This window comes from Parvularcula lutaonensis (assembly GCF_014651915.1).
GTDB lineage: Bacteria > Pseudomonadota > Alphaproteobacteria > Caulobacterales > Parvularculaceae > Parvularcula > Parvularcula lutaonensis.
Genome location: NZ_BMXU01000001.1, coordinates 365,801 through 385,519, shown reverse-complemented (window position 1 = coordinate 385,519; position 19,719 = coordinate 365,801). Strand labels below are relative to the sequence as shown.

Below are 19,719 nucleotides of genomic sequence, written 5' to 3'. Positions count from 1 at the left end.
AGATCAGGCCGCTTCAGTTGCGGCAGGCCGAAAACCCAAGGGCAGGCCCGCCAGCGGCGTGAAACCATAAAGCGGCTCTTCCGGCAGGGCTCGTTCCAGAAACTCGCGGCAAGCCATCAACCGGTCGAGATCCACACCGGTGGCAACCCCCATGCTTTCGAACATGAAAACGAGATCCTCGGTCACGATATTTCCGCTCGCGCCAGGGGCCGTCGGACAGCCGCCAAGCCCGCCGAGCGAGCTGTCAAAGGTCGTTATCCCTTCCTCGAAGGCGGCCAGGGCATTGGCGAGGCCGAGGCCGCGGGTGTTGTGAAGATGCACCCCGGTCAGCCTGTCCGCCCCGACTTCCGCGCGAACGGCCTTGATCAGATGACGGATCGCGCGCGGGTTTGCATACCCCGTCGTATCGGACAGCCCGACCTCGTCACAGCCCGCCGCAATCAGTCGCTCTGCGCAACGAAGGACGATCTTCTCATCAATCGGTCCTTCCAGCGTGCAGCCGAAAGCTGTCGACAGCGATCCCTCGAAGTCTGGTCGCTCATCCTCCGGCAGGCTCGCAATCAGCTCGCTGATCGCGTGCGCTTCTTCGATCACCTGGTCGTGGGTCCGGCGAATGTTTCTCAGCGAATGGGTCTCGCTCACGGACATCGGCAGGGTGATCTTGTGGGCCCCTGCCTCCACGGCGAGCTGCGCGCCTTTCAGGTTCGGCACCAGCACGGCGACTGCCAGACCATCAATACCGCAAGCATGGCGGGCAATCTCTGCGGTGTCCGCCATTTGCGGCAGCAGCTTGGGCGAAACGAAAGAGCCGACCTCGATTTCCTTCAGCCCAGCCTCTGCAAGGGCGGAGATCCACGCCTTCTTTGCCGCCGTCGGCATCACCGCCTTGCAGTTCTGCAGGCCGTCCCGCGGACCGACTTCGCTTATCAGCACGGCGTCCATTGACAGCTCCGGTTCAAAAGTCAGGTGCAGACTTGCTTCCGGAATGATATACCAATTCCTTCAGATAAAGAAAACCAGCGGTTTTCGCCGGTTCGGGAGGATCTCATGCCCGCGAAATCATTGCTCGACGGCCTCAAGGTCGTTGAATTCACGCATATGGTCATGGGCCCAGCGGCCGGTTTGATCCTTGCCGATCTTGGGGCCGAAGTTATCAAGGTCGAACCTGTCGGAGGCGATAAGACCCGCCGCCTGCGCGGTTCCGGTGCTGGCTATTTTCCGATGTACAACCGCAACAAGAAGAGCCTCGCTGTCGATCTCAAATCCGAAGAGGGCCGGGCGATTGCTCTCGACCTCATCAAAGAAGCAGACGTATTCGTCGAAAATTTTCGCCCTGGTGCGCTCGACAAACTCGGCTTCGGTTATGAGCAGCTCAAAGAGCTCAATCCCAAGCTGATTTATTGCTCGGAAAAAGGCTTTCTCGACGGCCCCTACAGGCATCGAACCGCTCTTGACGAGGTGGCCCAGATGATGGGTGGTCTTGCCTATATGACCGGGCCACCCGGTCGTCCGTTGCGCGCCGGAGCATCCGTCATTGATGTCGCAGGCGGCATGTTCGGCGCCATTGCTGTCCTCGCGGCTCTGCGCCAGCGGGACCTCTCCGGCGTGGGCACGCATGTATCAAGCTCCCTTTTTGAAACATCCGTGTTCCTCGTAGGCCAGCACATGGCCCAATATGCCGTGACCGGATCGCCGGCCGCACCCATGCCGGCCCGTATATCGGCGTGGGCCGTCTATGATGTTTTCGACACGAAGGATGGCGAGAAAGTCTTCGTCGGTGTTGTCTCCGACAGCCAATGGACGACCTTCTGCGAAGCGTTCGGCCTCGATGAATGGGCTGCCGATGAGAGCCTGCGCGAGAACAATCAACGCGTGGCCCGGCGCGACGAGATCATTCCTCGCCTGAAGAAGCTCTTCGCCGAGCACGCCCAGTCTGACCTCATGGCCAAGCTCGAAGAACTCGGCCTGCCCTTCGCGCCGATCAAGCGGCCTGAAGATCTCTTCGATGACCCCCACCTGACTGAAAGCGGCGGCCTTCTCGAGATGACGATACCGGACGGCGGAGAGATCGCTCTTCCGGCGTTGCCGCTAGCCATAGAAGGAGAGCGGCCTGCCCTTCGTTTCGATCCGCCCGAGATTGGTCAGAACACGGTTGAAATTCTCCGGTCGCTTGGACGGGATGAGGACACCATAAAAGGTCTCGAAGACCGAGGCATCATCGATACTCCAAAGCGCCATCGCCGTGCTCACGCAGCAGAGTAAAGCCAGGGCCGCATCTTTTTGTCTCGCTCGATGAACTCTTCGATGCTTTCCGACTGGGACAGGGTCATCGCAATCGGCTCGAGCCCCTCGAGCAACAGCTTTTTCGCATACGGATCAATATCAAAGTCGTATTGCCGGACGGTCTGGTCGTGAAGGATCAACTTCTGCGCTTCGAGATCGACAGAAATTTCGACCCCATTTCGCCATTGCGTGCAGTCTTTTCCGGGCAGGCTCAGGGGCAAAATACCATTCCGGATACAATTCCCGCGAAAGATAGCGCCAAAGCTCTCGGCGATGATCACCCGAAAGCCATATTGAGCAAGGGCCCAAACTGCATGCTCGCGAGATGATCCGCACCCAAAGTTCTCGCCAGAGACGAGAATCGTGGCACCTTCCGCCTCGGGTCGATTGAGGGGGAATTCGGGCACCGGCTCCCGCCCGCTGGCTTCACGGTATCTCCAGCCCGCGAACAGCCCTTCACCGAGGCCCTCCCTGCTCACCCTCTTCATCTCGCGCGATGGAATGATCTGGTCCGTATCCACATGGTTGACGGGGAGCACAACGGCTCTTCCTCTATGAACCCGGAAAGGCTCAGCCATCACGCGGCCTCCTCACGTACGGGCAGGGAGGACGGTGAGGCGATCCTGCCCGCAACTGCGCTGGCCGCAACGACGGCCGGATTGGTCAGGTGCGTTCTGACGCCAGGACCCTGACGGCCCTCGAAATTCCTGTTGGTTGATGAGACGACGCGCGTTCCCGGCGCGAAGGTCTCTCCTCCTGCATAAAAACACATGGCGCAGCCCGGTGCTCCCCATTCAAAACCTGCATCCTTGAAGATCACGTCCAGCCCCTGCCGCTCGGCCTCGCGCTTGACCCCTTGCGAGCCCGGCACGCAAACGGCCCTGACGCCTTCTGCAACCTTCCGCCCACGCAGCACCTTCGCAGCCGAAACGAGATCGCTTAAACGCCCATTCGTGCACGATCCTATGAACGCTCCGCCAATTGGTACGCCTTCGATCGGCATACCGGGCGCGAGACCCATGTAGCGCAAGGCCTTTTCTCGGCCGTCGGTTGGGACACGTCCACTGAGCGAGATCGTTTCTTCGGGGCTGGTGCCCCAGCTGATCTGTGGGCTGACGGTCGTTGCCTCAATGAGGATTTCCCGATCAAACACGGCCTGTTCGTCAGTCTCAAGGCGCTGACGCAATACATTCGAAGGGGGCGCGAACGGCTTGCCTTCCAGGAAGGCTCTGGTCTTCTCGTCGGGTGCGATCACAGCGGTGAAGGCAGCAAACTCGACCGCAAGATTGCAAAGCGTCAACCGCGCCTCGATGTCGAGATCAGCGACCGCTTCGCCAGAATATTCGATGGCGCATCCATTCCCGCCATTTGCTCCGTAGTTTGCGATGATATGCAATGCCAAGTCCTTGGCCGTCACGCCCGGTGGCAACCGCCCCTCGATTCGAATGCGCATCTGCTTGGGCTTCTTCACGCGCACGCAACCCGTGGCCAGCGCGTGCTCGGCCTCCGAGGAACCGATACCCCAGGCAAGCGCTCCCAGTGCGCCAAGGCTGCAGGTGTGACTGTCAGGGCAGACCAGCGTCAATCCCGGCGCCGCGATGGCAAGCTCTGGCGCAATGACATGAACGATGCCTTGCGACGGATGATCGGTATCGATGAGGTTCAGACCAGCTTCGGTCGCCATTGCTCGGGTTTCGGTGATGAAAGCACCGCCGCCAGGGCTCCTGGCCTCGTCACGATCGCGTCCTTCGCGGAAAGACACGATATGATCCATCACCGCGAAGGCGCGTTTCGGATCCAGCGGACGGAGACCCTTCTCCGCGAGGCTCTTCAACGCCACGCCGCCCGTCCGCTCGTGTAGCAGCAAGCGGTCGATCGCTATCAGATCGTGGCCACCGATTGCGGCGCCCTCGACCCGGTGCGCGTCCCAGAGCTTGTCGAACAATGTCCTCATCGCGCGCAGGATAGAGCAATAGGTATATCTTTTCTAGCGGGGTGGGATAATCGGCGCGTCAGGATCGGACGCCCAACCAGCCCATGACGCATCATAGAGCCTCACATCCTGATGGCCTGCGATGGTGAGCGCGAGGAGCAGCACCGCCGCGGTGACCCCTGAGCCGCACGTGGTCACGACCATGGCGTCATCGCGGATCCCGAGCCCCTCGAATATCGTCCGCAGCTCTTCGGCTGGCGGCATCCTGCCGTCCCGGATGACCTCCGAAACCGGCAGGCTGAGCGCACCGGGCATATGCCCCGAGCTGACTCCCGCCCGCGGCTCGGGTTCGGTGCCGTCGAATCTCCCGCGTGGCCGGGCATCGAGGATCTGTGCACCGCCGCGCTCCACCAACTGGCGCATTTCGTCATGGGACACGACTTCCTGGGACTCGAACGACGGCGTGAAGGTTTTCACCTCCGGGAACTCCCATGACCTCGAAGTCTTCCCGCCCGCTGCCTTCCACGCCGGCAGGCCACCATTCAGGACACGGACGTGCCTTGCGCCCATGACCCGGAACGTCCACCAGACGCGCGGAGCGGAGAACAACCCCTGCTGGTCATAAACGACGATAGCGTCGTCCTGTGTGAGGCCCATCTGGCCGACGGCGTGGGCGAACTGCTCGGGCGAAGGCAGCATGTGCGGCAGGTTGCTCGCATGGTCGCACACGGTATCGAGGTCGAAGAAGACAGCACCTGGAAGGTGCTCCCGCCGGTAGCCCTCGGCGCCGTCGCGGCCGGGCTCGAGGAACCAGCTCCCATCAACAAAGGCCACGGGGCCCTTCTCGGCCAGCAGGTCTTCGGCGGAAACGATCACCTGTTCCATCGGAAAAGCCTAGGCGCCCTGCCCCGCGACGCCAAGCGCCGCCTGTCCCTCGCGGCCAGGCCACGGCGGAGCGATAGGTGCTCCGCCGTTTTCGGCCTCATCGACCCGGAGCAGCCGCTTTGACGTCATCCGCGACATAATCTTCGAACTTGGCGAAATTCTCGCGGAACATGGCCGCCAGTTTCTCCGCCTGCTGATCGAAGGCATCTGCATCGCCCCACGTGCCGCGCGGATCGAGGATCGCACTGTCCACGCCCGGGAGCGACGTGGGCACGAGGAAGCCGAAATGCGGGTCCTCTCGATAGGTCGCGTCATTGAGCGAACCGTCAAGCGCGGCGTTGAGAAGCGTCCGCGTTGCCTTGATCGGCATACGGTGGCCGATACCATGCGGACCGCCGGTCCAGCCGGTATTGACCAACCAGCAGGTCGCGTCTGTCGTATCGATCCGCTGGCGAAGGAGCTCGCCATAGACCGAAGGGTGCCGCGGCATGAACGGCGCGCCGAAGCAGGTGGAGAAGGTTGCCGTCGGCTCGGTCACCCCGCGCTCAGTCCCGGCCACCTTTGCCGTGTAGCCTGACAGGAAGTGATACATCGCCTGGGGCGTCGACAGCTTGGCGATCGGCGGCATCACGCCAAACGCATCACAGGTCAGCATGATGACGTTCTGTGCCGGGCCGCAGCGGCCGTCTTCGACGATGTTCGGGATGTAGTGGATCGGATAGGCGCCACGGCTGTTCTCCGCGAGCGAAGCATCGTCGAGATCGAGCTCCCGCGTGTCGGGATCCATGACGACATTCTCGAGCACTGTGGCCCATTTCTGCGTGGTGGCGTAGATTTCCGGCTCGGCCTTTTCGGAAAGGCGGATCATCTTGGCGTAGCAACCGCCTTCGAAATTGAAAAGGCCACCCTCGGACCATCCGTGTTCGTCATCACCAACGAGCCGACGGTTCGGATCGGCGGAGAGCGTCGTCTTGCCCGTCCCTGAAAGACCGAAAAAGACCGCAGCATCGCCACGCTCGCCTACATTCACCGAGCAGTGCATCGGAAGCACATCCTGCTTGGGGAGGATGTAGTTCAGCAGCGTGAAGACAGACTTCTTCGTCTCGCCGGCATAGGCCGTACCGCCGATCAGGATCAGCTTCTCTGCGAAATTGACGCCGATGACCGTCTCCGAGCGGCAGCCATGGCGCGCAGGATCGGCCTTGAAGCTCGGCAGGTTCACGATGGTGTAGTCCGGCGCGAAGTTCGCCAGCTCATCGTCCAACGGACGGCGAAGCAGATGCCGGATGAACAGATTGTGCCAGGCCAGCTCGTTCACCACACGAACAGAAATACGGTGCGCCGGATCCGCGCCACCGAAAAGGTCCTGGACATAGACCTCGCGCCCCTCGAGATGGTTCCTGAAGTCAGCCCAGAGCGCGTCGAAATGCTCGGTCGTCATCGGCGTATTATTGTACCACCAGACCGTGTCTTCGGTCTCGGCGTCCCGGACCACGAACTTGTCCTTCGCCGAACGGCCGGTATGCGCGCCGGTCTTCACGACGAGCGCGCCGCCCTTGGCCACTTCGCCCTCGCCCCTGCGCACGGCGATTTCGTAGAGCCTCGCTTCCTTGAGGTTGTGATGCACGGTTCCGGGCGTCGTGACGCCCAACTCCCGCAGGATCGCTTCTGTCCCTGCCACTTTTCTCTCCCTGGTAGAATTTTCTTGTTTTTTTCGGCGACCTTAGGCGCGCGCTCGTGTCGCGCATAGGGCGCACGGCAAGAAAAGTGCCGCTGGGGACCAACGTCCGTCGGCAATCGCAAGGGTGCAGGGAGACATTCGCGCTCACAGCGCGATATTCAGCTTACCAACGATTTGGGAATTGATAGCGCCAGGTCTTCGGGTGAGGCCGACTTGGCTGGCCTGTCATAACCGCCCGCCCATTGAAGGCCCGCCCCTGACCCATGGCCTACTCACGTTCTATGGGGGCTAGGAGTTCCGGGCGGTAGACCACCCCCGCGCGGGGGAGGCAGGGAAGTGCGCGGGGGTGTCTCTCCGTCAAGCTGCCTTGACTTCGATACGCTTGGTGTGTCCTGCCGCATCGGCGGTTTTCGGGATACGGACTTTCAGGACACCCCGTTTGAACTCGGCTTTCGCCTTGTCAGGGTCAATGCCCGGAGGCAGCGGGATCGAACGGTAGAACGTTCCGATAGTCCGCTCGTGGACAACAAAGCCACGCTCGTCCTCGTCACGTTCTTCGCGGCGTTCACCGCGGACGGTCAGCAGGTTACCCGTGACACTCACGTCGATGTCGTCTTCATCCAGGCCAGGGAGATCGACGACGATCTTGATCTCCTTGTCGGTTTCAGAAACATCGACCAGCGGCTGCGGGACCCCGCCGAACAGACCGCCAAAGCGGTCGAAGGACGGCGCGTCGAAGCGCCGGAAGAACCGCTCGAACACATCGTTCATCTCGTCCTGGAACAGGTCGAGCGGCCGTTCGCGGTCTTGCCGGTGGTCACGGCCTCCGCGGAAACGAAGGGCCGGCGCATGATCCGCGTTCTTGCGCCGACCCCAAGGTACAAGATCACGCACTTTCATCGTCTTATCCTCCTTTCGAAGAATATTTATTTTGCCGAAATGCTGATCCGGCGCGGCTTCGTGCTTTCGGAGCGATGGAGTTCCAGACGCAGAACCCCGTTGCGGACCGAGGCATCGATCTTGTCCTGATCGATGTCATCGGTGAGCGCGAAGCTCCTTTCGAACCGACCCTCTCCATACTCCGTGTAGATCGGTCGCCAGCCGCTGCGTGATTGGCGCGGTTGCTGGCTCTTGATCGTCAGGACACCGTTCTCGAGGGTGATGTCGATGTCATCCACCGAGCAGCCGGGCAGATCGGCCTCGATGATCACGCGGTCCCCGTCATCGTAGATGTCCGTATCGGGACGATAAACAGGGACCGAACGATGGTCGTCGAGCCGGGTGACATTCTCTTCCCGGTCTTGACGGACGAGATCTGCAGACATGTCAAACCTCCTTTCGTCGTCTTTCTTAGCGGTTCACCGGGATCTTACGGGGCTTGTCCTCTTCGGGCCGTTTGAGCTCGATCTCGAGGACACCGTTTTCAAAACGGGCATCCACCTGGTCGGGATCAACGCGGAACGGCAGTTCGATCCTCCGGACGAACTTGCCATAGCGACGCTCTTTCCGATGCCAGTCGGTTGCCTCGTTGGTTTCGGACGTCTCGCCTTCGATAACGAGTTCGTTGTCCTGGACCGAGAGCTCGACCTGATCCTCACTGAAGCCCGGCATTTCCGCCGTGATCAGCAGGCCCTGGTCATTCGCGTAGAGATTGACCGCAGGGAATGCCGAGCTGCTCCGATCAGCGACACTCTCGAAGAACTGGTTCATCTGGTTCTGAAGCCACCGCATCTCGGTGAACGGATCCCAGTTGCGGGACGGGTCAAAGGAACTCAGCATCATTTGCGACCTCCTTTCTGCTGTTCTGTCCTCTTGGACGAAGAAGGCACCCGGAAAGTTCACGGCCTGCCGCAAAAAAATCGAAAAAATTGTCGCCCGGCGTCGCCAGGTTGACAGGCGAGCGGACCTGGCCCCGTCCGCGACGGCAGGATTGGAAAAAGGGCTGAGAGCGAATGCCGGGGCGCCCCCGGCCCGCTCCTCGTTCTAGGTCAGAAGGACAGCAGCCAGGCCCAGCAATGCCGTGCCGGCAATCAGGGCAATGGCGTGGCGACGGAACCAGGGCGGCGGATACTGCTCGTCGAGGGCGGCCCTCAGGATCTTTGGGATGTCTCCGGAAACAGGTTGGTGCAGGGCCTTCAAGCCATCCCGAATCGCAGCGTCGGTCGCCATCAGCTCGTCATGGGTCGTGTTCTCGGCAAGAAACTGAGCAACCTCGACAAGACGATCTGGGTCGAGCTGCCCATCATGGTAAGCGGAGAGTTCTTCGGGCGTTGGCGGTCGCAGGTCAGTCATTCTCGTCTGCCTCAGGGTTCAGCTTCGGAAAATAATCCTTCAGGTGTTCGCGCAGCAGTTCCCTTGCACGGAAGACGCGGGACCTGACCGTGCCGACTGGTACGGACATGACCTCGGCGACCTCTGCATAGGAATAGCCCTGTATACTGACAAGCCAGATCGTTTCCTTCAACTCTCCCGGCAGGCGGGAGAAGGCCCCTTCGAGATCGCGCAGGAAGTCCGAAGCCTCGAGACGGACATCGGGCACGGCATGTTCGATCTCCGCCTCGTCCGCGGACGTTGTTTCCGCGGCCCCATTTCGCCGACGAACGAGATCGATATGGCGATTGCGCATGATCGAAAAGAGCCACGCCCGCAATGATGTCGGCTTTGCGGCCTGCTGGAAGGCCTTCAGCGCCTTCTCGATCGTGTCGTGGACGAGATCCTCTGCCTCTGCGGGATCCCTGGCGAGGTACCGGGCATATCCCCGCAGCCGCGGAAGTTCTGCGACCAGAGCGTAGGTTTCCATCGATGGCCCTTTCGGTTTGACGAGCCGGCTGAACTTTTCCGCGGCTGGTCCGTCTATAGCTACGAAGGCGAGCGTCGGCAAAGGACGATCTGAGATCAAAAGCAGTATCAGTGCGACATCTCAGAACCATCCGGCTGTGTACTGAGGTCCAGTCAGAGAAAGCAGGACTCCTTCGCCTTCGCCGAAAAGTCTGTTCGACTGCACCGGAATTCGAAACGAGGAGGAACTTTGAAATGCCGAAAATCAGTACCAAGACCCTGATGATGGGTGACGTCTCCAAGGCCGCACTGGCGTCGCTGGCTTTGTTGCTTTCGCCCGCCTTTGCGGAAGACACCGCGAATGCCGTGCCGGCCGCTTCGACCATTGTCGAACAAGGCACCGAGAGCGGTAGCGCTGACGTAAAGGCTCCCGAAAACCAGGCCGAAGCCCAGGCTTCTGTCGCTGACGAAGTCGATTCCAACGCCAGCCAGAAACTCGCCGAAAAGCGCGCTACCCTGCTGAGGGACGCAGCCATCGCCCTCGAGCAGTCGCGTCAGGCCGTCATCTTTCTCGCTGACGGCGATCCGGAGGCCGCTCTTGAAGCCTTGGCCGAAGCAACCGGTAAACTGGAAGTGATCGTGGCGCGCGAGCCTGACCTCGCCCTCGCTCCGGTCAGCGTCACCGCTTCCCGTCAGGATCTCATCGCCACGGTCGAAGATGTGAAGGCCCTGCGCAAAACCATTGAGGAACTTGTCGAAGACGGAAAGATCCAGGAAGCAAGGCCGCTCGCAGAATCGTTCGGGAGCGAGTTCATCATCACGACGACCAGCATTCCGCTCGCGACCTATCCGGACGCCATCAAGGAAGTCGCAGCCCTGATCGACGATGGTGAGATCGAGGCTGCCAAGGTTGCCCTCGACGCAGCCCTGTCGACGCTTGTCGTCACTGAGCAGACGATTCCGATCCCTCTCCTGAGGGCTGATGCCATGCTGTCCCTCGCTGAAGCGGTTCTTGCCGAAGGCGAAGACGATGCCTTTGAAGTCGCGGAGCAACTTCGTCAGAATGCCGCCTATGAGGTCCAGCTCGCAAAGGCTTTTGGCTACGGAGACAAGTCGCTCTATCGCAAGCTGGAGCGTGACCTCGAGAGGCTCGAGGATCGCATCGAGGACAAAAAAGACTCGAGCGGCCTGTTGAAGTCGCTGCGCCGTCAGGTTGCGAACCTGATGCCCGGCGAGAACAGCTAACAAGCCATCAGGAGCGCGCCTTCCGGTGCGCTCCTGAACCGTCAACGGGCAACACAGCCTGCAAGACTGAACTGATCCATCAAGACAGAAACTGGGAGGCCATGGACCGGCTGCTGAACCAGGCTGCCGACCCTGACCGACTGTAACAGGGAGCAAGACTTATCGAAGATGATAAAGGAACTCGAAAGGTCGTCTGCTGCGGTCGCTCCCGCTACCTACCATCCTGGCGCCTCCATCCCGGCAGTCCGTGAGGCGTTCGGTGTGGTGCGTACGGAGGATGAACTCGACTGCACCTGCCAGCATCTTGCGGCAACTGGCGTGCCACGCGACCATATTGACATCATGGGAAGCCGCGAAGCGATCTTGCGAAAGCTCGGCCACCTCTATGTCGATCCAGCGCCAATGGCAGAAGACCCACGCGTCCCGCGCAAGGCATTGGTCCTCAAGACGGGAGCGGATTCGACAAGAGCCGGGCCGTTCAGGACGTTGATTCATCTCGGAGCCCTCGGTGCTACGGGTGCCGTTCTCGCCTCGGGCGGAGCGATAGCCGACGCTGTCCTCGCAGCAGGTTCGGGGGAGGTCCCGAGGGGCGACCTGAATGAGGTCCTCGAGACCGACCTCGGCAAGCAGCAGGCTCGCAAACTTCGCTTCGAGCTGATGTGCGGTGGCCTGATCGTCTTTGTCCGGATCGACGGTTCCGTCCTCGAGGAAACGGTACTGCAAGCGCTCCGGCAGGCTGGCGTGCGTAACGTGGGGACCCACGAGATCGAGCTAGAAGGGCCGGTCGGGCAACACCTGCCAGTTTGAAACCCTTGGTTCAAAGGGCTGGTCGCAGGACAGCGGACGAGTCTCACCGAGGGTTTGCAACTCCTCGGATCGCCGATCACCCCTCATCGCGTTTGGGCGTGACCCATCGCGCAATGCCCTCCGCGGCTGCATTCCCCGAGAGCGAGCCGTGAGCAAGCTGCTGGCGAGAGAACCGCGGATGTGGTTCCTTCCGCAATAATGCGGGCGTCATGGCCACCCGACGGAACGACCCTCCCCGGCCATCTCGGTTGATAGGCGGACCTTGTCGGAGCCACAGAGGATTTGTCAGTTGGTCGACCACCCAAAAACGAAAACGCGACGCAGCGGCAGGCGCAGACAGCGCGGTCTTCCTCTCAACCCAAGGCTGGCCTTCCGGCGCCAGAGGGAGGCGGCCCTCCCCCCCACTGCCGACCCGCGCCAGCTCGACCTCGTTGCCGAGATCATCGAGGAAGCCAAATACTCCCACGGCGAAGCCTTCCTTGCCTTCACCGGAGACAAGCGCTTCGTCTTCAGCGACTCCGGGCGCAGCTTCATCATGTTCGCTCCGAAAGGCCGGGCCCGGATTGCCATGGCCGACCCTGTGGGGTTTCCAGAGGAGTTCCCGGAACTCGAGGCGAAGTTCATCGACATCGCGCGAAAAGGGCGTGGCTGGCCTGCCTTCTACTCGGTCAGCGAGGAAACCGCCGACCGCCACCGGTCGCACGGATTCTCCGCCGAGAAGATCGGTGAGCGGGCGGTGGTCGACCTTTCCACGTTCAGCCTTTCCGGCAAGGGAAAGAAGGACCTCCGGAATTCCCGCAACAAGGCGATCAAGGCGGGCTGCCGTTTCGTCGTTCACGAAGAGAACGCGCCTGACGAGCTGATCGCGTCGCTCAAGCCCGTCTCCGATGCGTGGCTCGAGATGAAAAGCGGAGCCGAGAAGACCTTCTCCCTCGGCCGGTTCGACCCCGACTACCTCCGGAGGTTCCGGCTCGCTGTCGTCTATCGCGAGGACACCCCCGTGGCATTCGCCAACGTCTGGTCGTCCAAGGGCCTCGTGACCATGGACCTGATGCGGTTCAGGGATGACGGTCCCGGTGGAGGGATGGATTATCTCTTCACCGAGCTCGCCCTCTGGGCACAGAACGAGGGGTTTGAAGAGCTGGACCTGGGCCTCGCTCCCCTTGCCGGGCTCGAGGACAGGAAACAGGACTCCCTCCTCGCCCGTCTGGGCACCCTGGCCTATCAACACGGCAGACGTTTCTACAATTTCGACGGGCTAAGGACGTTCAAGGACAAGTTCGATCCGGTTTGGCACCCGGCATACATCGTCGCCGGCTCGCCATGGCGGATCGCAGCCGCGGTCGTTGCGGTCGCGGCCCTGACGGGTGGCGGCCTGAGAGGGAACCTGAAGCGCGCCCGCAAGCGCCGCTGAAGGAACGCGCCGCCGAACTGCAGAAAAGTTTCGCGGGATGGAACTTTTTGGACCCGGCCCTCGTCTCATCCAGTGAGACGAGTTCTGGCAGTGCAGCTCTTCCCCCGGAGGCAAAATCTATGGCGAGAGAATTTCCTTCCGCTCCGTCTATCGTGGACCGTCGCAACACCATGCGCGGCACGCCGAAGGTTCCAGGGTCGGTTCTCGAAGCGCGGAAATTGCCGACGGCGCTCATCACGCCTGTTTCCTCTGAACCCGAACGGGGTGGCCGGTCCCGGCGGAACCAGTGGAAATTGACGTTCGAACCCTTTGGCCGCCAGGCTCCCGAACCTCTCATGGGCTGGACCTCGAACAACGATCCGTACACATCGATCGAGCTCACCTTCCCGGATCTCGAGAGCGCTGTCGAATATGCCGAGGCCCATGGCTGGCGGTATCAGGTCTCCGATCCTGTGGTCCGTCGGCAAGAGCGAAGTTATGCGACGGACCTGAAGCGCCGCCTGCAACTGCGCTCCGGTGCCCCGATCGTCGAGCAGATGCGGTCGCCGGAGTTCAGCACCGAGGTTGAGCCGCTCAGGGACCGGATCATCGACGAAGCCCTGGAAGAAACCTTCCCGGCCAGCGATCCTCCTGCCTTCACCGGCGTCACCGTCGGATAGGCCCCTCATTCCGCACCGGCCGGGTATCCGAATAACCCGGCCGCAAAGTCTCCCGACGCCTGCCCATCCACCGAAAAGGAATCCCGATGAGCAAAGAGACCCAGGCCAATCTCTGGTACCTGGTCGTCGCCGTGCTGGGCGTTCTGTTTGTGCAGGACCTCGTCTCGACCGCCCGGCAGACGATGACCCTCACCTACAGCCAGTTCGAGACGTATGCGGAGGAGGACAAGATCGCCACGGCCATCATCGGCGACCAGTTCATTTCCGGCACGTTTCAAACCCCGATCGACGGCAAGACCCGATACGTCACCACGCGCGTCGATCCTGATATCGTTGCCCGCCTCGAAGAAACCGGTGTCGACATTGTAGGCGAGCCCGAGAACCGTTTCCTCAGGGATCTTCTGTCCTGGATTGTTCCGGCATTCGCGTTTTTTGCCGTCTGGATGCTCCTGTTCCGGCAATTCGCCGAGAAGCAGGGGATGAACGGCTTCATGGCGATCGGCAAAAGCCGGGCGAAGGTCTACATGGAGAGCGAAACCGGCGTCAGTTTCGACGACGTCGCCGGGGTCGATGAGGCGAAGGCCGAACTCAAGGAAGTCGTCGATTTCCTTAAGAACCCATCCGAGTATAGCAGGCTTGGCGCCCGCATCCCGAAAGGCATCCTGCTCGTCGGCCCGCCGGGCACGGGCAAGACGCTGCTTGCCCGTGCAGTCGCTGGTGAGGCAGGTGTCACCTTCTTTTCGATCTCTGGCTCGGAATTCGTCGAGATGTTCGTCGGGGTCGGCGCCGCGAGGGTCCGGGACCTGTTCGAAGGTGCGCGGAAGGCGGCCCCCGCCATCATATTCATCGACGAGCTTGATGCCCTCGGCAGGGCCCGCTCGGCCGGCCAGATCTATGGCGGGCATGACGAACGGGAGCAGACGCTGAACCAGCTCCTGACCGAGCTTGACGGCTTCGACCCGTCCGTCGGGATTGTCCTCCTGGCAGCAACGAACCGACCGGAAATCCTCGATCCGGCGCTGCTGCGGGCTGGCCGGTTCGACAGGCAGGTTCTTGTCGACAAGCCCGACAAGAAAGGCCGTATCGATATCCTCCGTGTGCATATGAAAAAGGTCAAGCTGGCCGATGATGTCGACGCTGAAAAGGTGGCGGCGCTGACGCCCGGCTTCTCGGGGGCCGACCTTGCCAATCTCGTCAACGAAGCTGCGCTGCTTGCGACCCGGCGAAAGGCCGATGCCGTGACCATGGACGATTTCAGCAATGCCGTCGAAAGGATCGTCGCCGGTCTCGAGAAGCGAAACCGCGTTCTCAATCAGCGTGAGCGCGAGATCGTCGCCCACCATGAGATGGGGCACGCGATGGTCGCTTTGGCCCTGCCGGGAGTCGATCCTGTTCACAAAGTCTCGATCATCCCCCGCGGCGTTGGCGCGCTCGGCTACACCTTGCAAAGGCCAACCGAAGACAGGTTCCTGATGACCGAGGAAGAACTCAGGAACAAGATATCGGTCCTCTTGGGCGGGCGTGCGGCCGAGAAGCTCGTGTTCAATCACCTGTCCACCGGTGCCGCAGACGATCTCGCCAAGGCGACGGACATCGCCCGGGCGATGGTCACCCGGTACGGCATGGACCGCGATCTTGGCCACGTCAGCTATGACGAGGAGCGTCCCGGCTTCCTTGGCAGGCCTGGCGACGAGATCTGGGCACGCCGACCCCATTCCGAGGAAACCGCAGAGAAGATCGACCAGAAGGTCCGGGAGATCATCGAAACCGCGTTCAGTCAGAGCTTCTCGATCCTCGAGAAAAACCGCGACCTTCTCGAGGAGTACGCGCAACGCCTGCTGAACAGGGAAACGCTGACCGAAGATGAACTCAAAGGGTTGGCCGAACGTCTTACTCAACGGGAAAGCGTCGAAGCAGCCTGATCAGGCGCCCTGATCAGGCGCAAGGAAACGCCAGTCAGTTCGTACGAAGTACAACGCTGATTCACAGGAGGATTCACCAATGGCCCAAGGAATCTGCGACGTCTGCAAAGTACGTCCCGCAAGCTTCCGTGCACAAGTCTCCGTCAACGGAGAAAAGCGCCTCATGGAACTGTGTGACGAGGATTATCGTCGGCTCGCGCGTCGGCAGGGGCGGAGCACGTCTCCCCTTGAATCCCTGTTCGGCGGCAGCTCGCTCTTCGATGAATTCTTCGGCGACAGCCCGTTCCGCAGCAGCATCGACCGGGCCGACGACGGTTCGGACGGTAGCCGTATCCCGATCCGCGGGGCGGCACGCCGCGGCGGTCACGGCGTAAGCCTTGCCGACCGGCTCAGCGAGCAGGGTAACCGTCTCCTGCAGGAGGCAGCGCAGCGGGCTGGCGAGTTCGGCCGTTCCGAGGTCGACACCGAACACCTCCTGATGGCGCTCACGAGTTCGGATGTGGTCAGGACGCTGTTCGACCAGTTCAAGATCGATCCTGACGACCTGCTCCGCTACGTCGAGGCGAATGCGCCGAAAGGAGAAGGCTCATCCGAGGGCGGAGAAATCGGCGTCAGCCCACGGATGAAAGATGCGCTCAATCGTGCGCTGATCTCGTCGACCGAGCTTGGTCACTCCTATGTCGGACCTGAGCACCTTCTGATCGGCCTCGCCGAAGAGGGCGAAGGTCTCGCGTCGGATGTGCTGAAGAAATACGGCCTGACCCCGCAAGCGCTCCGTCAGAAGGTCACCAAGGTTGTCGGTAAAGGCGCCGAGGAAGGAAGGGTCGAAGCCCCATCCAACACCCCGGACCTCGACGAGTTTAGCCGTGACCTGACGAAACTCGCTCGCGAAGGAAAGCTCGATCCGGTGATCGGCCGCGCGCGGGAAATCGAGACGACGATCGAAGTCCTTGCCCGCCGCAAGAAGAACAACCCGGTCCTGATCGGTGAGCCGGGGGTCGGTAAGACCGCGATCGTGGAAGGGCTCGCCCAACGCATCGTTGCGGGCGAGGTCCCCGAAGCACTGCGTGACAAGCGCCTCGTGGAACTCAACATCAACTCGATGGTCGCCGGTTCGAAGTATCGCGGCGAATTTGAGGAACGCGTGCAGAAGATCCTCAAGGAGATCATGGAGGAGAAGGACAACCTGATCCTCTTCATCGACGAGATCCATACCATCGTCGGTGCCGGACAGGGCGGCGGCGAAGGCGGGCTCGATATCGCCAACACCTTCAAGCCTGCTCTGGCCCGCGGTGAGCTCAACCTCATCGGCGCGACCACGCTGAACGAGTACCAGAAATACATCGAGAAGGACGCCGCGCTGGAGCGCCGGTTCCAGCCTGTCTACGTGGAAGAGCCGACCGTCGCGCAGACGATCATGATCCTCCGGGGCCTGCGGGATACGCTGGAGTCCCACCACAAGGTGACCATCACCGACGAGGCAATCGTTGCCGCGGCCGAACTGTCGGACCGGTACATCACTGGCCGGTTCATGCCCGACAAGGCCATCGACCTGATCGACCAGGCCGCCGCCCGCGTGAAGATCAGCGCGACCGCGCGCCCGGTGGAGGTCCAGGAGCTCGAAGCTGAAGTCGCCCAGCTCAAACGCGAACAGGACTATGCCGCCGCGCGCAAGCAGTTCGACCGTGCTGCGGAGATCAAGGAGGAACTCCAGGCCAAGCAGAAGGAGCTGGACGAGCTTCTCGAGACCTGGAAACGCGATCGCGCCTCTGCGAAAGCCGAGGTCCGCGCCGACCACGTCGCCCAGATCGTCTCCAAGATCACCGGTGTCCCGGTCACCGACCTGACCACAGAAGAGAAGGACAAGCTCCTCAAGCTCGAAGAGAAGCTCCATGAACGGGTGATCGGTCAGGACGAGGCCATCAAGGCCGTGTCCGACGCCGTCCGGCTCGCTCGCGCCGGCCTGCGCGAAGGCTCCGGTCCGACGGCGACGTTCCTGTTCCTCGGACCGACGGGTGTCGGTAAGACCGAGCTGGCCAAGGCCCTCGCCGAAACGATCTTCGGTGATGAGGACGCGATGATCCGTATCGATATGTCCGAGTACGGAGAGCGTCATGCCGTTGCTCGTCTCGTGGGCGCACCGCCGGGATATGTTGGCTATGACGAAGGCGGACAACTCACCGAGAAAGTCCGGCGTCGGCCCTACTCGGTGGTCCTCCTCGACGAGATCGAGAAGGCGCACCCCGATGTCTACAACATCCTGCTGCAGGTCTTCGACGATGGCCGGTTGACCGACGGCAAGGGTCGCGTGGTCGATTTCACCAACACGATCATCATCGCGACCTCGAACCTCGGCTCCGACGTCATCCAGAAGAACCTGCAGAAACGCGGAACGAAGGAGTTCGACGAAGCCACGCAAAAGGCCGAGCTCATGGAAGTCCTGCGTGGTCATTTCCGGCCCGAGTTCATCAACCGGATCGACGAGATCATCGTCTTCCACTCGCTGAACCGGGACGAGATCAAGCAGATCGTCGGACTACAGCTGGACCGCGTCAAACGCACGGCTGCTGGTCAGGGCATCGAGCTCGAGTTCGACGAAAGCATCGTCGAGCACTTCGCAGAGGTCGGCTTCAAGCCGGAGTTCGGGGCCCGCGAGCTTCGTCGTCTCATCCGCTCCGAGCTGGAAACGGAATTGGCCCGCAGGGTTCTTTCCGGAGAGATCGAAGACGGCTCCAAGGTCCGTGTACGGTGGTCTGACGAAGATGGTGTCGTCGTTTTCGACACCATCTCCAAAAGCTCCGCTGACGAGAAGGAAGCAAACTCCACCGGCGGAGAAGGCGCGAACGGCCACGGTGAAGAAAGTGAAAAGTCGGCGATCGGCTCGTCTGGTGAGTCAGATTCAGACGACGCCCCGGACAACGATGTTGCCGCGATGCGCAATGGCCAATCGGGCGATATCGGTCATCGCGACGAATCCCGGCCCTAACAGCTGACGGAAGGGGGATCTCCCCCTTCCGCCCACTGATTAGAGTTGAGTCTTTATTCTAAGGAGGTCCTGGAATGACCGACCACGTCGAAGAGACCGTGAGCGTCAGCCGAGTGGAAGCAGAATTCAGCACTGTCTGGCTTGCAAGGAACTGGCCCGCATTCATTCTGCGCGGGGTTTTGGCACTCCTTTTTGCTATCTTTGCATTCGTCGTCCCGTCGGGGTCTCTCCTTGCCCTGACAATCGTGTTCGGCGCATTCACATTCGCAAACGGATTGTTTAGCGTCTACGCGGCCGTAAGGAACACCCCTGCCAAGGACCGCTTTCTCTGGCTTCTGCTCAGTGGGATCCTCTGCATAGGGATCGGTGTGATTGTTGTCGTCGCGCCGCTCGTCGCCACGGTCGTGCTCGCGACCTTCTTCTGGACCATCGTCGCTTTCTGGTCGGTCGCGACAGGCTCTCTCGAACTCGCGGCCGCGATCCGGCTTCGCAAGGCGATCACCGGCGAGATCTGGCTGGCATTGAGCGGTATTGTTTCGATCATCTTCGGCATCGCGGTTGCCTGGCTGGTCGTGGTTCAACCCGAGGCGGCGCTGTTGGCGCTCGGTTGGATTATTGGCTTCTACGCCTTGGTGTTTGGCGTAATCATGATCGCCCTGGGTCTGAGGCTCCGCAAGCTGGCGAAGTCGCAGTCTGAAGGAACATCGTCTTTCGCTGAGGCGACGTGATGTCGGCCAACGACGACAGCCCGGCGCTGCTAGACGCAGCGCTCCTGCCTAGTTGCCGGTATCTTTTTGATGCAACGGTCTATGAGCAATGCCGGGCCGAAGGGTTTAATCCGTTCGGCTCCGGGCCCACGCCGATTTTTCTCCGATCGGATGTTGCTGCACCCGAGCATGGGACAGGGGAAGCCGACTAACCACCAGCTCCTCCCCCGCCCCTTCCCAAGGCGATGCGCGCAAGGAGCTTTCCAGGAAAGCGACAAGCGCCGCAGCTTTCGTTCAGAATACATACCATGCCATACACGCTTCGCGGTTTGGCAAGATGCCGACACCTCAAAAAAGATTCGAAGAGCGAAGACAGGGCATCTAGACGTGATGAGACCTTCCGCCTCTTGAACGTCCTC

Annotated in this window: 18 protein-coding genes; 8 read left to right on the top strand and 10 right to left on the bottom strand. The window is 61.2% G+C overall.

Features of this window, described 5'->3' with window-relative positions; genetic code table 11:
- Positions 1-3 precede the first annotated feature (3 nt).
- Complete coding sequence (locus IE053_RS01730; RefSeq protein WP_189570860.1) at positions 4-942, bottom strand: hydroxymethylglutaryl-CoA lyase; 939 nt, start codon at positions 940-942, stop codon at positions 4-6.
- Positions 943-1,047: 105 nt separating this feature from the next.
- Between IE053_RS01730 and IE053_RS01725 the strand changes: the two genes are divergently transcribed.
- Positions 1,048-2,262: a CaiB/BaiF CoA transferase family protein gene (locus tag IE053_RS01725; protein ID WP_189570858.1), complete on the top strand. Its 1,215-nt coding sequence runs from the start codon at positions 1,048-1,050 to the stop codon at positions 2,260-2,262.
- On the opposite strand, the gene leuD is transcribed toward IE053_RS01725, so the two are convergent.
- The 9 genes from leuD to IE053_RS01680 all read right to left on the bottom strand — a co-directional run bounded on the left by leuD (position 2,247) and on the right by IE053_RS01680 (position 9,582).
- Positions 2,247-2,861, bottom strand: coding sequence for a 3-isopropylmalate dehydratase small subunit (gene leuD, locus IE053_RS01720; RefSeq protein WP_189570856.1), 615 nt, complete (start codon positions 2,859-2,861; stop codon positions 2,247-2,249). The genes IE053_RS01725 and leuD overlap by 16 nt on opposite strands.
- Positions 2,861-4,237 carry a 3-isopropylmalate dehydratase large subunit gene (locus IE053_RS01715; protein ID WP_189570854.1) on the bottom strand — a complete coding sequence of 459 codons (1,377 nt, stop codon included), beginning with the start codon at positions 4,235-4,237 and terminating at the stop codon, positions 2,861-2,863. The genes leuD and IE053_RS01715 overlap by 1 nt, the downstream gene beginning before the upstream one ends.
- A gap of 33 nt (positions 4,238-4,270) precedes the next feature.
- On the bottom strand, positions 4,271-5,101 hold the full coding sequence (gene sseA / locus IE053_RS01710) for a 3-mercaptopyruvate sulfurtransferase (RefSeq protein ID WP_189570852.1): 831 nt from the start codon (positions 5,099-5,101) through the stop codon (positions 4,271-4,273).
- 97 nt (positions 5,102-5,198) lie between these two features.
- Positions 5,199-6,782, bottom strand: a complete 1,584-nt coding sequence (locus IE053_RS01705; protein ID WP_189570850.1) for a phosphoenolpyruvate carboxykinase — start codon at positions 6,780-6,782, stop codon at positions 5,199-5,201.
- Positions 6,783-7,139: 357 nt separating this feature from the next.
- Complete coding sequence (locus IE053_RS01700; protein ID WP_189570848.1) at positions 7,140-7,682, bottom strand: Hsp20/alpha crystallin family protein; 543 nt, start codon at positions 7,680-7,682, stop codon at positions 7,140-7,142.
- Positions 7,683-7,708: 26 nt separating this feature from the next.
- Positions 7,709-8,107: an Hsp20/alpha crystallin family protein gene (locus IE053_RS01695; protein ID WP_189570846.1), complete on the bottom strand. Its 399-nt coding sequence runs from the start codon at positions 8,105-8,107 to the stop codon at positions 7,709-7,711.
- Between the two features lie 25 nt (positions 8,108-8,132).
- Positions 8,133-8,564 (bottom strand): Hsp20/alpha crystallin family protein, encoded by a 432-nt coding sequence (locus tag IE053_RS01690; RefSeq protein ID WP_189570844.1) that lies wholly within the window; start codon positions 8,562-8,564, stop codon positions 8,133-8,135.
- Positions 8,565-8,765: 201 nt separating this feature from the next.
- On the bottom strand, positions 8,766-9,074 hold the full coding sequence (locus tag IE053_RS01685; RefSeq protein ID WP_189570842.1) for an anti-sigma factor family protein: 309 nt from the start codon (positions 9,072-9,074) through the stop codon (positions 8,766-8,768).
- On the bottom strand, positions 9,067-9,582 hold the full coding sequence (locus IE053_RS01680; protein WP_189570839.1) for an RNA polymerase sigma factor: 516 nt from the start codon (positions 9,580-9,582) through the stop codon (positions 9,067-9,069). Before IE053_RS01680 ends, IE053_RS01685 begins: the two co-directional genes overlap by 8 nt.
- A 233-nt stretch (positions 9,583-9,815) precedes the next feature.
- On the opposite strand from IE053_RS01680, the gene IE053_RS01675 reads away from it, so the two are divergent.
- The 7 genes from IE053_RS01675 to IE053_RS01645 all read left to right on the top strand — a co-directional run bounded on the left by IE053_RS01675 (position 9,816) and on the right by IE053_RS01645 (position 19,321).
- On the top strand, positions 9,816-10,805 hold the full coding sequence (locus IE053_RS01675) for a YfdX family protein (RefSeq protein WP_189570837.1): 990 nt from the start codon (positions 9,816-9,818) through the stop codon (positions 10,803-10,805).
- Between the two features lie 168 nt (positions 10,806-10,973).
- On the top strand, positions 10,974-11,612 hold the full coding sequence (locus tag IE053_RS01670; RefSeq protein WP_189570835.1) for a hypothetical protein: 639 nt from the start codon (positions 10,974-10,976) through the stop codon (positions 11,610-11,612).
- A gap of 289 nt (positions 11,613-11,901) precedes the next feature.
- A complete protein-coding gene (locus IE053_RS01665) occupies positions 11,902-13,026 on the top strand; it encodes a GNAT family N-acetyltransferase (protein WP_189570833.1) in 1,125 nt (374 codons plus the stop codon).
- Positions 13,027-13,178: 152 nt separating this feature from the next.
- Positions 13,179-13,685, top strand: a complete 507-nt coding sequence (locus tag IE053_RS01660) for an NADH dehydrogenase ubiquinone Fe-S protein 4 (RefSeq protein ID WP_189570831.1) — start codon at positions 13,179-13,181, stop codon at positions 13,683-13,685.
- A gap of 86 nt (positions 13,686-13,771) precedes the next feature.
- On the top strand, positions 13,772-15,607 hold the full coding sequence (ftsH, locus tag IE053_RS01655) for an ATP-dependent zinc metalloprotease FtsH (protein WP_189570829.1): 1,836 nt from the start codon (positions 13,772-13,774) through the stop codon (positions 15,605-15,607).
- Positions 15,608-15,686: 79 nt separating this feature from the next.
- A complete protein-coding gene (locus IE053_RS01650; protein WP_189570827.1) occupies positions 15,687-18,593 on the top strand; it encodes an ATP-dependent Clp protease ATP-binding subunit in 2,907 nt (968 codons plus the stop codon).
- A gap of 74 nt (positions 18,594-18,667) precedes the next feature.
- Positions 18,668-19,321 (top strand): HdeD family acid-resistance protein, encoded by a 654-nt coding sequence (locus tag IE053_RS01645; RefSeq protein WP_189570825.1) that lies wholly within the window; start codon positions 18,668-18,670, stop codon positions 19,319-19,321.
- The last annotated feature ends 398 nt before the right edge of the window (positions 19,322-19,719 follow it).

Excerpts from the sequence above, each read along its gene's own strand:
- IE053_RS01730 (WP_189570860.1), bottom strand. The coding sequence starts at position 942 with ATGGACGCCGTGCTGATAAGCGAAGTCGGTCCGCGGGACGGCCTGCAG.
- IE053_RS01725 (WP_189570858.1), top strand. The coding sequence starts at position 1,048 with ATGCCCGCGAAATCATTGCTCGACGGCCTCAAGGTCGTTGAATTCACG.
- leuD (WP_189570856.1), bottom strand. The coding sequence starts at position 2,861 with ATGGCTGAGCCTTTCCGGGTTCATAGAGGAAGAGCCGTTGTGCTCCCC.
- IE053_RS01715 (WP_189570854.1), bottom strand. The coding sequence starts at position 4,237 with ATGAGGACATTGTTCGACAAGCTCTGGGACGCGCACCGGGTCGAGGGC.
- sseA (WP_189570852.1), bottom strand. The coding sequence starts at position 5,101 with ATGGAACAGGTGATCGTTTCCGCCGAAGACCTGCTGGCCGAGAAGGGC.
- IE053_RS01700 (WP_189570848.1), bottom strand. The coding sequence starts at position 7,682 with ATGAAAGTGCGTGATCTTGTACCTTGGGGTCGGCGCAAGAACGCGGAT.
- IE053_RS01695 (WP_189570846.1), bottom strand. The coding sequence starts at position 8,107 with ATGTCTGCAGATCTCGTCCGTCAAGACCGGGAAGAGAATGTCACCCGG.
- IE053_RS01690 (WP_189570844.1), bottom strand. The coding sequence starts at position 8,564 with ATGATGCTGAGTTCCTTTGACCCGTCCCGCAACTGGGATCCGTTCACC.
- IE053_RS01685 (WP_189570842.1), bottom strand. The coding sequence starts at position 9,074 with ATGACTGACCTGCGACCGCCAACGCCCGAAGAACTCTCCGCTTACCAT.
- IE053_RS01680 (WP_189570839.1), bottom strand. The coding sequence starts at position 9,582 with ATGGAAACCTACGCTCTGGTCGCAGAACTTCCGCGGCTGCGGGGATAT.
- IE053_RS01675 (WP_189570837.1), top strand. The coding sequence starts at position 9,816 with ATGCCGAAAATCAGTACCAAGACCCTGATGATGGGTGACGTCTCCAAG.
- IE053_RS01670 (WP_189570835.1), top strand. The coding sequence starts at position 10,974 with ATGATAAAGGAACTCGAAAGGTCGTCTGCTGCGGTCGCTCCCGCTACC.
- ftsH (WP_189570829.1), top strand. The coding sequence starts at position 13,772 with ATGAGCAAAGAGACCCAGGCCAATCTCTGGTACCTGGTCGTCGCCGTG.
- IE053_RS01650 (WP_189570827.1), top strand. The coding sequence starts at position 15,687 with ATGGCCCAAGGAATCTGCGACGTCTGCAAAGTACGTCCCGCAAGCTTC.
- IE053_RS01645 (WP_189570825.1), top strand. The coding sequence starts at position 18,668 with ATGACCGACCACGTCGAAGAGACCGTGAGCGTCAGCCGAGTGGAAGCA.